Raw genomic sequence first — 12,742 nt, 5'->3', positions numbered from 1 at the left:
ACCTGTAGCCAATGGCGCCAAACGTCCGGGCATTTACTTTCGCCGGGCAATCCACTTACCTTGCGGCATTCATTCGCTCACGCGCCGTCGATCAAAGGACCGCGACCATGCCATCGCTCGGCTTCACTTCCGTTCCGCCGCTGCTCAAATACCTGCGTCACGCCGAACAGTTGGGCATGGCCATCGAGCCTGCGTTGGCGGCGGCCGGGTTGCAGGCGCAGCAGTTGAGCGACAACACCTTGCGCCTGCCGGGTGAGGTTCACGAGCGCTTGCTGGATTATTTCTGCGAGCACTCGGGCGATGGATTGTTCGGGCTGCATGCGGCGAATTTCGTCCTGCCCAATTCTTGGAGCGTGCTCGGTTACATCACCATGAATTGCGCGACGCTGGGCGATGCGATGAGCCGGATCATGCCGTTCGAAAAACTCGTCGGCGACATGGGCGTCAGCCGCGCCGAGGTGCAGGGCGAGCACGTGCATCTGATCTGGACCTGCCGCTACGAGCGGCCACGAATTCGTCGGCATCTGGTGGAAAACGTGCTCGGTTCGTGGCTGCACTATGCGCGCTGGATCGCCGACACGCAGCTGTCGCCGGCCTGCGTATGGCTGGAGCATGCGCGGCCGGATGCGGTGACGCTGGCCGAGTACGAGGCGTTTTTTGGTTGCCCGGTGCGGTTCGATCAGGCGTATTCGGCGCTGGTGGTGCCGCTGGCGTATTTGCAGTTGCCGCTGCGCCAGGCCGATGCGCAATTGCTGCGAACCCTGGAAGAACACGCGATGGGTCTGCTGGCGACGCTGGAAGATGCGTCGCTGGCGCAGCAGGTGAAAAACATTCTGCGCGGTTTGCTCAAGGAGGGCCTGCCGCGCAAGGAGCAAGTGGCCGAACAGCTCAGCGTCTCGGTGCGCACGTTGCAGCGGCAGTTGCAGCAGGTCGGGACGTCGTATCAGCAGATTCTTGATGAGCTGCGTCAGGAACTGGCCGAGCATTATTTGCTCAACAGTACGTTACCGATTCAGGACATTGCGCAGTATCTGGGCTTCACCGAACCGCGCTCGTTTCATCGCACCTTCAAGAGCTGGCGCGGGATGCCGCCGGGGGAGTTTCGGCTGCGGAATCGGCGGTGATGCTGATGGCCTCTTCGCGAGCAGGCTCGCTCCCACAGTAGTTCTCGGTTGCCTGCATTTCCGAGTTCACCGCAGATCCCCTGTGGGAGTTTCGGCTGCGGAATCGGCGGTGATGCTGATGGCCTCTTCGCGAGCAGGCTCGCGAAGGCGTCATTCACCACACCGATTAAACACGTCTTGGCACAACTGTTTAAAGCGACACGGCATTCCGCGAATCCACCCACAATTCCTTGCGCCGCTGCCTACGCCTGCGCCAGAATCCGCCGGCTTGTGTGCCCCAGACCTCATCGCTACTGTGATTGCGTCACTGCCTATCAGTGATCGGGTTTAGTAGCCCGGAGTATTTGGGGTGCATCGTTCATCAGACAGTCAGGTCTCGCCTGAGCTTTATGGTGGCTGTGCGCAGGGCGCTCTCGGGCGCGCCGGTTTCCCAGATCCCCGGTCTACTAACCTGCGCACAGCTGCCTCCACTTTCTTTAGTAGGAAAGCGGTGGCCAGCCAAAATGAGGATCTGGATATGTTCAAAGTAACCCCAAACCCGCCACCCACCGACTCGGCATCCCACTACGAATCCGCCGACTCAAAGAAATTCCACGAAGCCGCCGACCGCGCCCTCGACCATTACCTCGGCCCATCCAGCGCCGAATTCATGGCCCCGCCCTACAAGTCCAACACGCTGTACATGGCCAATCCCGAGGCCGACAACGAATCGCTGTTGGCCGACGCCTGCGAAACACTAGGGTCGGCGACGGTGATGCTCAACGATCAGGCGGGGCTGGTGAACGGCTCGCAGCGCAAGACGTTGCAGGGCATCGCGCAGATTGTGATGGTCGCGGAGATGGCAGTGAATCGGGTGCTGGATCGGTTGGTGCCGACTGATTGAGGGTTTTTGAGGAATTTGGTGTGGGCTGGTTTTTGTGGGGTGTCAGGGGTTGCCCCTCACCCCAGCCCTCTCCCAAGGGAGAGGGAGCCGACCCGGTTGTCTTGCGCTGTCCGTCGACCTGAAAGACCGAGTCGATTATGGATTCGACGCCATGCATTCAATTCGATTATGGATTCAGCACAGCACATTCAGGTCGGCGTAACTCCCGAGCATCCCCCAATCGGTCCCCTCTCCCAGAGGGAGAGGGGGCCGACCCAGTCGTCTTGCGCTGTCTGTCGACCTGAAAGACCAAGTCGATTATGGATTCGACGCCATGCATTCAATTCGATTATGGATTCAGCACAGCACATTCAGGTCGGCGTAACTCCCGAGCATCCCCCAATCGGTCCCCTCTCCCCCCGGGAGAGGGCTAGGGTGAGGGGCTTTTGATCTCAGGCGCCAAGCTCAAAGACTGATCGCATTGGTAAACACCAACCGATTGCCAAACGGATCGGCAATGGTCATGTCCTGGCTGCCCCACGGCATCGCCTGAATCTGCGGATGCGAGAAGGTGTAATCCTTGGCCATCAACTGCTGCTGAAACGCCTCCAGCTCATCGGTCTCGATACGCAGCGCCGAACCAGGGCAGGCATCGCCGTGATGCTCGGACAGATGCAGCACACACTCGCCCCGTGACACCTGCAGATACAGCGGAAAATTCGCTTCGAAGCGATGCTGCCAGTCGATCTTGAAACCGAGAAAATCGACGTAGAACTCGACAGCCTTGGCCTCATCGAAGATCCGCAGGATCGGGGTGGTTTTGCCGAAGCTCATGGGGTGCTCCCTGACTGATTGGCCCCACAGTGTAGACGGGGAGGATGTCAGCAAATCGGCTTGTGGATGGCTTTCTTTAATTGCAATGTGCCATCACTGTGACGCACACCACGAATCCTTAACGAAAGTGGTCGCGCAGGTCGCCCTGTCGCGCAAGAAACCGCCCTGCCCTCGCCCCATTCGCCTGTCCATCGCGATAACTCAACACGCCGTTGACCCAAACCCCGTCGATCCCCTGCGCCGCCCGCTGCGGATCGTTGAAATCGGCCACGTCACGCACGGTCGCCGGATCGAACAACACCAGATCCGCCCAATGTCCTTCCCGAATCTCGCCCCTTTCCTGCAAGCCAAAACGCGCCGCCGACAGGCCGGTCATCTTGTGCACGGCGGTGTGCAGTGGAAACAACCCGACGTCGCGACTGAAATGGCCCAGCACCCGTGGGAAAGCGCCCCACAGGCGCGGATGCGGGAACGGGTCTTCGGGCAGTCCGTCAGAGCCGACCATCGAAAGCGGATGGGCGAGGATTCTTCTGACATCGGCCTCGTCCATGCCGTAGTACACCGCGCCCGCCGGTTGCAGACGTTTCGCGGTTTCTTCCAGCGACAGGTTCCATTCGCCAGCGATGTCGATCAGGTCGCGCCCGCTGACTTCCGGATGCGGCGTCGACCAGGTAATAGTGATGCGGTGGGCGTCGGTGACTTGCTTCAAATCCAGGGTCGAGGAACTCGCCGCGTACGGATAGCAATCGCAGCCGACCGGATGGGTTTTCGCTGCCTCTTCCAGCGCTGCGAGTAATTGCGGACTGCGCCCCCAATTACCCACGCCGGCGCATTTGAGGTGGGAAATGATCACCGGTGATTGCGCGTGGCGGCCGATCTGAAAGGCTTCGTCCATCGCCTCCAACACCGGGGCGAATTCGCTGCGCAAATGGGTGGTGTACACCGCGCCGAACGCCGTCAGCTCTTCGGTCAGTTGCATGACTTCATCTGTGGACGCGTTGAAGGCGCTGGCGTAGGCCAGGCCGGTGGATAAACCCAACGCGCCAGCCTCGAGGCTGGCGCGTAATTGCTCGCGCATGGCGGCGATTTCGCCGGGCGTTGCAGTGCGGAACAAGTCGTCGAGGTGATTGCTGCGCAGCGCGGTGTGGCCGACCAGTGCGGCGACGTTCAACGTGGGGTTGGCCGCTTCGACGGCGGCGCGGTAGTCGCTGAAGCGCGGATAGACGAACGCCGCTGCGCTGCCGAGCAGGTTCATCGGATCGGGTGGATTGCCCTTCAAAGTGACCGGCGAAGCGCTGATGCCGCAGTTGCCAACAATCACCGTGGTCACGCCCTGGCTGAGCTTGGGCAGCATCTCGGGTTGGCGGATGACCACGGTGTCGTCGTGGGTGTGCACGTCGATGAAACCCGGCGCCAGCACCCGGCCGGCGGCGTCGATTTCTTCGGTGGCGCGGGCGTCAGGCAAATCGCCGATGCGCTCGATGCGGCCATTGAGAATTGCCACGTCGGCCTTATAGCCGGGCGTGTTGCTGCCGTCGATGACCAGCGCGTTGCGGATCAGGGTGTCGTACTGCATGTCAGTCTCCCAGCGGCAGGTGATCGTCGCCGCCACGGTATTCGTCGAGGGCGAGTTTGATTCGCCGCAGACGTTCTTGATTGTCTTCAGGGCTGGCCAGCGCCAGCTCGGTGGCGAGCACGTCGATAGCCAGCAGCATGCCGTAGCGCGCCGCCGTCGGTTTGTAGATGAACGAGGTTTCCGCGCCTTGCAGCGGCAGGACGACGTCGGCCAGTTCGGCCAGCGGTGAATCGCCGCGAGTGATGGCGAGGATGCGCGCGCCGTAGTTGCGCGCCAGCTCCACGGTTTCCAAAAGCTCCGGGGTGATGCCGGTCAGCGAGCAGGCGATCAGCACTTGCTCGGCATTCAAACTGGCGGCGGTCACGCGCATCATCACCGCGTCGTGGCACACCGCAATCGAGTAACCGAGGCGCACCAGACGCACCTGCAATTCATCGCTGCACAGGGTTGAGCAACCGCCCATGCCGAACGCGTGAATCATCCGCGCCTGACCGAGTAATTTCACTGCGTCGGCGAAGCGCGATTCATCGAAACCGGCCAGATGCTGGCGCAGCGTGGTTTCGATGTCGCCGACGATCTGCCCGTAGAACGCCGACTGCTCAGGCGTGCCCGCCGGATCGAGAAACCGGCTGCCAACGCCGCTGGCCTGGGCCAGTTGCAGACGCAGATCACGCAGGTCACGGCAGCCGACCGTGCGGGCAAAGCGCGACAGCGTGGCGGTGCTGACCTCGGCGCGTTGTGCGAGGTCTTCGAGGCTGGCGCTGGCGGCAAACCCGACATCGTCGAGCATCAACCGCGCAATGCGGCCCTCGCCGGCACTGAAGGAATCCTGGCGGGCGCGGATCTGGTAGAGGATGTCCATGGGCGGCGGGCTCCGGTTACAGCAGGTAGGAAAGGCCGACGGTCAGCGCGAAGGCGACCAGCGAAATCAGCGTCTCGAGCACGGTCCAGGTCTTGAACGTCTGCGCGACCGTCATGTTGAAGTATTCCTTGATCAACCAGAAGCCGCCGTCGTTGACGTGGGAAAAGATAACCGAGCCCGCGCCGGTCGCCAGCACTAAAAGCTCAGGATGTGGATAACCCAGACCGATGGCCACCGGCGCGACAACGCCTGATGCGGTGGTCATCGCCACGGTGGCCGAGCCAGTGGCAACGCGCATCAGCGCGGCGAACAACCAGCCCATGATCAGCGGCGACAGGTGAAATTCGTGAGCGAGGCCGACGATCTGATCGGTAACGCCGGCATCCACCAGAATCCGGTTCAAGCCGCCGCCCGCGCCGACCAGCAAGGTGATGCTGGCGGTGGGCGCGAGGCATTCGTTGGTGAACTTGAGGATCGATTCGCGGTTGAAACCCTGGGCAATCCCTAGCGTCCAGAAGCTCAGCAAAGTCGCCAGCAACAGCGCGATCACCGAATTGCCGATGAACAGCAGGAACTGGTTGAACGCGCTGCCGGGGGTGGAAATCAGGTTGGCCCAGCCGCCGATCAACATCAGCACCACCGGCAGCAGAATGGTCGCCATGGTAATGCCGAAACCCGGCAGTTTGTCGCGCGGTTCACGGTCGAGAAATTGCTTTTCCAGCGGGTTGTCCGCCGGCAACTGAATACGCGGCACGATGAACTTGGCGTACAGCGGCCCGGCGATGATTGCGGTCGGAATGCCGATCGCGATCGCGTACAACAAGGTCTGCCCGACCGACGCCTGATAGGCCTGCACCGCGAGCATCGCCGCCGGGTGCGGCGGCACCAGCGCATGCACCACCGAGAGGCCGGCAACCATCGGCAGCCCGACCATCAAAATCGACACGCCGACGCGGCGTGCCACGGTGAAAGCGATTGGCACCAGCAAGACGAAACCGACTTCAAAGAACAACGGCAAGCCGACCAGAAATGCGATGCAAACCATCGCCCAGTGCGCGTTCTTCTCGCCGAATCGCTCGATCAGCGTGCGCGCCATCTGCTCAGCCCCGCCAGACTCGGCCATCATCTTGCCGAGCATCGTCCCCAACGCCACCACCAGCGCAATATGCCCCAACGTCTTGCCGACACCCGCCTCATACGCACCGACCACAGCCGACGGCGGCATCCCGGCCACCAGCGCCAGGCCCAGGGAAATCAGGGTGATGACAATGAACGGATTGAGCCGGTAACGGGCGATCAACACGATCAGCGCGATGATGGCCACAGCGGCGTAAACCAGCAGCCAATAGCCGAGGGAAGGCGTCATGCGGTACTCCTCGAAAGGGTCACGTTCGAATGGGTTGTGAAACTCATAAATCATTTCGAGATAGAGATTTCAAATCGCATGAAAGTAATTTTCGTGGAGAGACAAGAGGTGTCGTTGGTGGGTATGGCGTGTCGTGATTAATGAAAATCAGAGGGCGGGATTTTCATGGCATTTCAAATCTCCACTTAACTCTGTGGGAGCGAGCCTGCTCGCGAAGACCGCTTCACATTCACCATCTTCATTGACTGACCCACCGCTTTCGCGAGCAGGCTCGCTCCCACAGTTTTTGATCGCATTCCTCCAGTTGGAACGCGGTCAAGTTGTAGGAGTGAGCCTGCTCGCGATTGCGGTGGGTCAAAACAAGATCATTTGACTGACACGACGCATTCGCGAGCAGGCTCACTCCTACAGTTTTTGATCGCATTCCTTCAGGCCGAACGCGGTCAACCTGTGGGAGCGAGCCTGCTCGCGAATGGCTTCACTCGGTGCGCGCTGGACTCACACCATTTCGTTACGAATCCATTCCACCACCGAGGTGCGCTTTGGCGTCCAGCCCAGCAGTTCGCGGGCGTGTTTGCCGCGTACGCGGCTGTTGGAGCCGAGGCCGTAGTTGGCCATTTCATAGCCCCATTCGGCTTCGGCGTCTTGCAATGGCCAGTCTTGCGGTTCGCCCAGATTGAGGGCTTCGGCCATGGCGGTGGTCATGTCGATGAACGAGGCTTCACCGCTCTCGACGAAGTAGAAAGTGCCGGGCACGTTTTTGGTCAGCGCCAGCTGATACAGGGCGACGACGTCTTCGATGTGCACGTTGGACCAGATGTTCTGCCCTGTTCCGACGTGGCGAACGACGCCGCTTTTGCGCGCCTGCTTGAGCAGTCGCGGAAGTTGCACGCTGTCGCGGTTGACGCCCAGGCTGTGGCCGTAGATCAGGGTGTTGCAGATCACCGCCGAGTTCACGCCATCCTTCGCCGCCGCGAGCACGAGGTTGTCGATGGCCACGCGCGCAGCTTTGTCGACAGTCGGCTCCGGCAGGTTGTCCTCGTAGTAAATGTCGTCGCTGGATTTGCCGCCGGAAGCGTCGCCGACAATGCTCGAACCGCTGGTGTGCAGAAAGACTTTGTTCGAGCCGCGCAAAGCGTCGAGTAACGCTTGCACCGCACCGCGATGATCGCTGCTGGCGGCGTTGATCACCGCATCGGCGGCACGCGCCTGTTGCGCCAGCAATTGGCTGTCATCGAGGGTGCCGATTACCGCGTTCATGCCCAATGCTTTCAGCTCATCAACCTGCTCGGCGCTGCGCACCAGGCCGGTGACGTTGTGCCCGGCCTGCACCAGGCCGGTGGCGATGGAACCGCCGATAAAACCGGCAGCGCCGGTGACGAATACGTTCATGGAGAAACTCCCTGCGTGAATAAGTGATGCATCGAGTATCGACCGATGAACCCCAGTGAAAAACCCGCTCTCGGCCAATTCACTCTTGCGCAGGGATCACGAATCAGCCCTTGAATTCGGCGCTGGCGTAGGCGGCGAGTTTGCTCTGGATAAAGTCGAGGAAGCACTGGATGCGCAACGCCAGTTGCGAGTTGCGGTAGTACACGGCGTTGATCGGCTGGCGGTAGCCGCTGTTGAATTCGCCGAGCAGGACTTTCAGGCGCCCGGCACGGATGTCGTCGATGGTCATGAAGTGCGACAGACAGGCAATGCCCTGCCCTTCCAGCGCCAGATGGCGGACGGTCTCGCCGCTGGAAGCGCTGATCGCCGGGTTGATCGGCCAGCGGTCGCCGTGCACATAGCGCAGCGGCCATTGGTTGAGGCCTTCGTTGTGGGTGAAGCCGAGCAGCGTGTGTTCGCTCAGGTCTGCGACCTGCCGGGGCGCACCATGCTTCTTCAAATAGGCAGGGCTGGCAACAATCATCAACGGACTGCAACCGAGCGAACGCGCATGCAGCGTCGAGTCGGCGAGGGTGCCGATGCGGATGGCGACGTCGGTGCTTTGTTCCAGCAGGTCAATGATCAGGTCATTGCTGTTGAGTTCGAGCTGGATGTCCGGGTACAGCTGCCGGAATTCGTCGATGTAGGGAACGATGGCGTGGAGCATGAACGGCGAGGCGGCGTTGATGCGCAGGCGCCCGGATGGGGTCTGCTGGCGCGAGGACAGGCGTTCTTCGAGTTGATCCATCTGATCGAGAATCAGCTTGGCCTGTTCGAAGAAATACTTGCCCTCCTCGGTCAGGTCCATGCGCCGCGTGGTGCGGTTGATCAGCGTGGTGTCGAGCTTGGCTTCGAGCTTCGACAGCGTGCGACTGACGGCCGACGGCGTCTGGCCGACCTGCTCGGCGGCGGCGGATATCGAACCGCACTCGATCACGCAGACGAAAATCTGCAACTCATCGGATCTGGCTTTCACGGGTGTCCTCGCTGGAATCGCCGATCGCAGCCTGTCGCCATGCCCCCTGCAGGAGCTGCCGAAGGCTGCGATCTTTCGCTGTACCCGGATAGTAGCCCGAAACCCATCAAGCCTTGAGGCCAAACACCTCGGTCAGATGCTGCTCATAGCGCACTACATCATTGTCGATGTTCGGACGCTTCATTACGTCAACGCAGAGGAAGGTCGGCAGCGCAGTCATGCCGAGGAATTCGTTGGCCTTGTGGAACGGGAAGTACACGGCGTCCACGCCTTTGGCTTCGAAGAAATCCGTCGGGTCATCGAAGGCTTGCTGCGGCGCGTTCCAGGTCAGCGACAGCATGTATTGCTTGCCCTGAATCAGACCGCCACTGCCGTACTTCTGCGAAGCATCGGAACGGGTGCGGCCGTCGCTGGCGTAGAGGCTGCCGTGGCCTTCGGTGAAGACTTCGTCGATGTACTTTTTCACCGTCCACGGCGCGCCCATCCACCAGCCCGGCATCTGATAAATGATCACGTCGGCCCAGAGGAATTTCGCCACTTCTTCGGCAACGTCATAGCCCTCGTCGATAAACGTGGTCTTGACGTCGACACCGCCGCGATCGAGCACGCTCAGCGCGGTTTCGTGCAAGGTGGTGTTGTAGCGGCCATCGGAGTGGGCGAATTTTTTACCGCCATTGAGCAACAGCACTTTCTTCATCGGAAAACCTCGGCGCAGCCTTCAAGGCTGGATTGAAACAGGAATTGGAATGGCGGCAGATTAACCATCGATCTCGCGCGGAAACAGCCACATCGACGCAAAATACATTTGATCAAAACGCACGAATCGATCTCCAATTGTTGCCGTAGCATTCAGCGCTTTCTGCATTCGAGGAAGTTGTGATGAGTGAACGCCAGGGTTTCATCCTGCACGCCAAGACCCGCCCGGAAAAAGCCGCCGAATTCGAAGCGCTGTTCCGTGCTTACGTGGAGCCGAGCCGCGCCGAACCGGGCTGCATCGAGTACCACATGCTGCGCGATCAGCAGGATCCGACACTGTTTATCTTCTACGAGATCTGGGTCAGCCAGGCGCATCTGGATGAGCACTCGGCATTGCCGCACATGAAAGCGTTCTTCGCCAAACGCATGGACTATCTGGAGCGTGATTTCGATATCCGCGCGATCGACATGCTCAGCGAATCCTCGGCTAACCGCTGATCAGCAAATGGGCGCCGAGCGCGCCCAGTCCGATAAAGAACACGCGTTTGAACAGCACCGCACTGATGCGCTGACGCAGCCACTGACCAAGCCACATGCCGAACATGGCCGGGATCAGCGCCAGCAGCGAGGCGCTCAATTCGCCACCGCCGAGTGCGTCGTGCCAGAACAGCCCGAGCGCCAGCGCGAAGGTCGAAACGCTGAACGACAGACCGAGGGCCTGCACCAGTTCATCGCGGCTCAGCCCCAGCGCTTGCAGGTACGGCACCGCTGGAATCACGAAGACGCCGGTGGCGGAGGTGATGACGCCGGTGATCAGGCCACACAGCGGGCCGAGCCAGCGTTCATGTCGCGGGTTGACGTGCAAAGTCGGCAGAAGCAGTCCGCTCAATGCATACAGCAACAGCGCCGCGCCAAGTCCGCGCACCACCCAATGGCCGCCGGCCATGCCGATCCACAGGGTGCCGATGCCGGTGCCGAGGAAGATCATCAGCAGCATGGGCCAGAGGCGTTTGATCAATCCTTGCAGATGACCGCCGAAGGCCAGTTGCCAGAGGTTGGTCAGGGTCGCCGGAATGATCAACAGCGCGGCTGCCTGCGCCGGCGCCATAGCCAGACCGAGCAGGCCCATGGCGACGGTGGGCAGGCCGAGACCGATCACGCCTTTGACCGTACCGGCGAGCAAGAAGGTGGCGATGACCACCAGGGACAGGGTCAGGCCGAGGGTTTGGTAGAAGTCGGTTAGTGTGTGCATTGGGGTAATGTGCACTGATCCGGGCTGGGGGAAAATCTGCCATATACTGAGGCAGCCTCTTCCTTTGCAAGAGGCTGACATCGGCGTTGAGGCATCTGGCCTCTTCGCGAGCAGGCTCGCTCCCACACGGGATCTGCGCTGTACATAAGTCCCTGTGGGAGCGAGCCTGCTCGCGAAAGGGCCAGCCCAGCCACCGCAAACCACAGGCAACCCTCATGCACTTCGACCTCACCGACCTGCGCCTCTACCTGCACATCCTCGACACCGGCAACATCACCGCCGGCGCCGCCCGCAGCCATTTGTCCCTAGCCGCCGCCAGCGCCCGAATCCGCGCGATGGAAGCGTCGCTGGGAGCTGAATTCCTCGAGCGCGGCCGCCGTGGCGTCACCCCGACGCCCGCCGGCAAAGCCCTCGCCCGCCATGCGCGCATCCTTTTGCAACAGGCCGAACGCATGCAGCAGGACCTTGCCGATTACGCGCAAGGCGTCAAAGGCCAGGTGCGGCTGTTGTGCAATACCACGGCGATCACCGAGTACCTGCCGGAAGTGCTCGCGGATTTCCTGCGCAGCCATCCCAATCTCGACATCGATCTACAGGAACTGCCCAGCGCGCGGATCACCCATGCCTTGCGGGAAGGAGCGGCGGATCTGGGGATTGTGTCCGACGCGGTCGACACCAACGGCCTACAGACTCAAGCGTTTCGCGACGATCCGCTGCTGCTGATTCTGCCGCTCGATCACCCGTTGTCTGACGCCGCCGAGGTCAGTTTCAGCGACGCGTTGCAGCACGACTTTGTCGGACTCAGCGCCGACAGCGCACTGGCGATTTATCTGGAAGAACAGGCGCTGCACAGCGGCGCGCGGATGCAGGTGCGCATTCGCGCCGATGGCTTTGATGGCGCGATGCGCATGGTCGCCCGTGGTGCCGGACTGGCCATCGTGCCCTTGGCCGCGGTCCAACGCGCGATGCTCGAGCAGTTCAAGTGCGTGACTCTGAATGAGCCATGGGCGCGCCGCAGGTTATTGCTTTGCGCGAGAGACTTCGCCGCGCTGCCGGGTTATGCCTACGCGTTGTTACAAGCGCTCAGCGCTGCGCGCGTTTCTGAGCACTCCGATGTCGACCCCAGACAACTGAGCGACGACCGGGCGCTATAGGGTGCGACTTCAATTCTCAAATCCACTTGCCCGGAGTCCCTCATGACCGCGACCGCCCCTATCACCGTTCTGCGCGACACCCACCCGCTGCCAGTGCTCGACGCCTGCAAATGGGAAAAACTCGAAGGCGACCCGCACACCGTCAACCTCAACGCCTACACCAGCGAAGACGGCAGCAAGATCATGGGCACCTGGATCTGCACACCGGGCAAGTGGCGCGTCGATTATGTGAAGTGGGAGTACTGCCATTTCCAGGAAGGCTACTGCGTGATCACCCCGGACGGCATGGCGCCGATCCACCTGCGCGCCGGCGATATCTTCGTCGTTGAGCCGGGCATGAAGGGCACGTGGGAAGTGGTCGAGACCGTGCGCAAATACTTCGTCTTCGCCTGATGCAAAAAAGCCGGGAAATCACCCGACGTGATTTCCCGGCAACACTACTGCAATTTTTAAACACCCCCATTGTTACCTGTGGAAATAGAGAACCCTGTGGCGAGGGGATTTATCCCCGCTCGACTGCGCAGCAGTCGCAAACCCTGAGCACCCGGTTTACCTGACACAATCCAGGGGCTGCTGCGCAACCCAGCGGGGATAAATCCCCTCACCACA

At 61.1% G+C, this 12,742-nt stretch carries 13 protein-coding genes; 5 read left to right on the top strand and 8 right to left on the bottom strand.

Features of this window, described 5'->3' with window-relative positions; genetic code table 11:
* Positions 1-107 precede the first annotated feature (107 nt).
* A complete protein-coding gene (locus OC605_RS21350) occupies positions 108-1,124 on the top strand; it encodes an AraC family transcriptional regulator (protein WP_252868776.1) in 1,017 nt (338 codons plus the stop codon).
* A 517-nt stretch (positions 1,125-1,641) separates the two neighbouring features.
* Positions 1,642-2,007: a DUF6124 family protein gene (locus OC605_RS21345; RefSeq protein ID WP_262139313.1), complete on the top strand. Its 366-nt coding sequence runs from the start codon at positions 1,642-1,644 to the stop codon at positions 2,005-2,007.
* A 444-nt stretch (positions 2,008-2,451) separates the two neighbouring features.
* Here OC605_RS21345 and OC605_RS21340 read toward each other — a convergent pair whose 3' ends face one another.
* The 7 genes from OC605_RS21340 to OC605_RS21310 all read right to left on the bottom strand — a co-directional run bounded on the left by OC605_RS21340 (position 2,452) and on the right by OC605_RS21310 (position 9,728).
* A complete protein-coding gene (locus tag OC605_RS21340; RefSeq protein WP_042608820.1) occupies positions 2,452-2,820 on the bottom strand; it encodes a glyoxalase superfamily protein in 369 nt (122 codons plus the stop codon).
* A 118-nt stretch (positions 2,821-2,938) separates the two neighbouring features.
* Positions 2,939-4,396: an N-acyl-D-amino-acid deacylase family protein gene (locus OC605_RS21335; RefSeq protein WP_262139309.1), complete on the bottom strand. Its 1,458-nt coding sequence runs from the start codon at positions 4,394-4,396 to the stop codon at positions 2,939-2,941.
* A 1-nt stretch (position 4,397) separates the two neighbouring features.
* Entirely contained in the window at positions 4,398-5,258 is an 861-nt protein-coding gene (locus OC605_RS21330) for a MurR/RpiR family transcriptional regulator (protein ID WP_130928126.1), read from the bottom strand.
* Between the two features lie 16 nt (positions 5,259-5,274).
* Entirely contained in the window at positions 5,275-6,624 is a 1,350-nt protein-coding gene (locus tag OC605_RS21325; protein ID WP_073473925.1) for a GntP family permease, read from the bottom strand.
* Between the two features lie 498 nt (positions 6,625-7,122).
* The gene (locus OC605_RS21320; RefSeq protein WP_262139306.1) at positions 7,123-8,016 is read right to left on the bottom strand and encodes an NAD-dependent epimerase/dehydratase family protein; all 894 of its coding nucleotides are present in this window, start codon (positions 8,014-8,016) and stop codon (positions 7,123-7,125) included.
* A gap of 103 nt (positions 8,017-8,119) precedes the next feature.
* Positions 8,120-9,031 (bottom strand): LysR family transcriptional regulator, encoded by a 912-nt coding sequence (locus OC605_RS21315; RefSeq protein ID WP_125917861.1) that lies wholly within the window; start codon positions 9,029-9,031, stop codon positions 8,120-8,122.
* A 106-nt stretch (positions 9,032-9,137) separates the two neighbouring features.
* Positions 9,138-9,728: an NAD(P)H-dependent oxidoreductase gene (locus tag OC605_RS21310; RefSeq protein WP_016771795.1), complete on the bottom strand. Its 591-nt coding sequence runs from the start codon at positions 9,726-9,728 to the stop codon at positions 9,138-9,140.
* A 182-nt stretch (positions 9,729-9,910) separates the two neighbouring features.
* Here OC605_RS21310 and OC605_RS21305 point away from each other — a divergent pair, with 182 nt between their 5' ends.
* Positions 9,911-10,225: a putative quinol monooxygenase gene (locus OC605_RS21305; protein ID WP_262139302.1), complete on the top strand. Its 315-nt coding sequence runs from the start codon at positions 9,911-9,913 to the stop codon at positions 10,223-10,225.
* On the opposite strand, the gene OC605_RS21300 is transcribed toward OC605_RS21305, so the two are convergent.
* Complete coding sequence (locus OC605_RS21300) at positions 10,215-10,979, bottom strand: sulfite exporter TauE/SafE family protein (RefSeq protein ID WP_262139300.1); 765 nt, start codon at positions 10,977-10,979, stop codon at positions 10,215-10,217. The genes OC605_RS21305 and OC605_RS21300 overlap by 11 nt on opposite strands.
* Before the next feature lie 215 nt (positions 10,980-11,194).
* Here OC605_RS21300 and OC605_RS21295 point away from each other — a divergent pair, with 215 nt between their 5' ends.
* Both OC605_RS21295 and OC605_RS21290 read left to right on the top strand, forming a co-directional pair.
* Positions 11,195-12,133, top strand: coding sequence for a LysR substrate-binding domain-containing protein (locus tag OC605_RS21295; RefSeq protein WP_262139298.1), 939 nt, complete (start codon positions 11,195-11,197; stop codon positions 12,131-12,133).
* 42 nt (positions 12,134-12,175) lie between these two features.
* Positions 12,176-12,526: a cupin domain-containing protein gene (locus OC605_RS21290; protein ID WP_016770579.1), complete on the top strand. Its 351-nt coding sequence runs from the start codon at positions 12,176-12,178 to the stop codon at positions 12,524-12,526.
* The last annotated feature ends 216 nt before the right edge of the window (positions 12,527-12,742 follow it).

It is taken from the genome of Pseudomonas sp. Marseille-Q5117, from assembly GCF_946901175.1.
In the GTDB taxonomy this organism is placed as follows: Bacteria; Pseudomonadota; Gammaproteobacteria; order Pseudomonadales; family Pseudomonadaceae; genus Aquipseudomonas; species Aquipseudomonas iranensis.
This window is presented reverse-complemented; position numbering and strand designations above follow the sequence as displayed.

Excerpts from the sequence above, each read along its gene's own strand:
- OC605_RS21320 (WP_262139306.1), bottom strand. The coding sequence starts at position 8,016 with ATGAACGTATTCGTCACCGGCGCTGCCGGTTTTATCGGCGGTTCCATC.
- OC605_RS21290 (WP_016770579.1), top strand. The coding sequence starts at position 12,176 with ATGACCGCGACCGCCCCTATCACCGTTCTGCGCGACACCCACCCGCTG.
- OC605_RS21330 (WP_130928126.1), bottom strand. The coding sequence starts at position 5,258 with ATGGACATCCTCTACCAGATCCGCGCCCGCCAGGATTCCTTCAGTGCC.
- OC605_RS21295 (WP_262139298.1), top strand. The coding sequence starts at position 11,195 with ATGCACTTCGACCTCACCGACCTGCGCCTCTACCTGCACATCCTCGAC.
- OC605_RS21345 (WP_262139313.1), top strand. The coding sequence starts at position 1,642 with ATGTTCAAAGTAACCCCAAACCCGCCACCCACCGACTCGGCATCCCAC.
- OC605_RS21335 (WP_262139309.1), bottom strand. The coding sequence starts at position 4,396 with ATGCAGTACGACACCCTGATCCGCAACGCGCTGGTCATCGACGGCAGC.
- OC605_RS21325 (WP_073473925.1), bottom strand. The coding sequence starts at position 6,624 with ATGACGCCTTCCCTCGGCTATTGGCTGCTGGTTTACGCCGCTGTGGCC.
- OC605_RS21350 (WP_252868776.1), top strand. The coding sequence starts at position 108 with ATGCCATCGCTCGGCTTCACTTCCGTTCCGCCGCTGCTCAAATACCTG.
- OC605_RS21300 (WP_262139300.1), bottom strand. The coding sequence starts at position 10,979 with ATGCACACACTAACCGACTTCTACCAAACCCTCGGCCTGACCCTGTCC.
- OC605_RS21310 (WP_016771795.1), bottom strand. The coding sequence starts at position 9,728 with ATGAAGAAAGTGCTGTTGCTCAATGGCGGTAAAAAATTCGCCCACTCC.
- OC605_RS21340 (WP_042608820.1), bottom strand. The coding sequence starts at position 2,820 with ATGAGCTTCGGCAAAACCACCCCGATCCTGCGGATCTTCGATGAGGCC.
- OC605_RS21305 (WP_262139302.1), top strand. The coding sequence starts at position 9,911 with ATGAGTGAACGCCAGGGTTTCATCCTGCACGCCAAGACCCGCCCGGAA.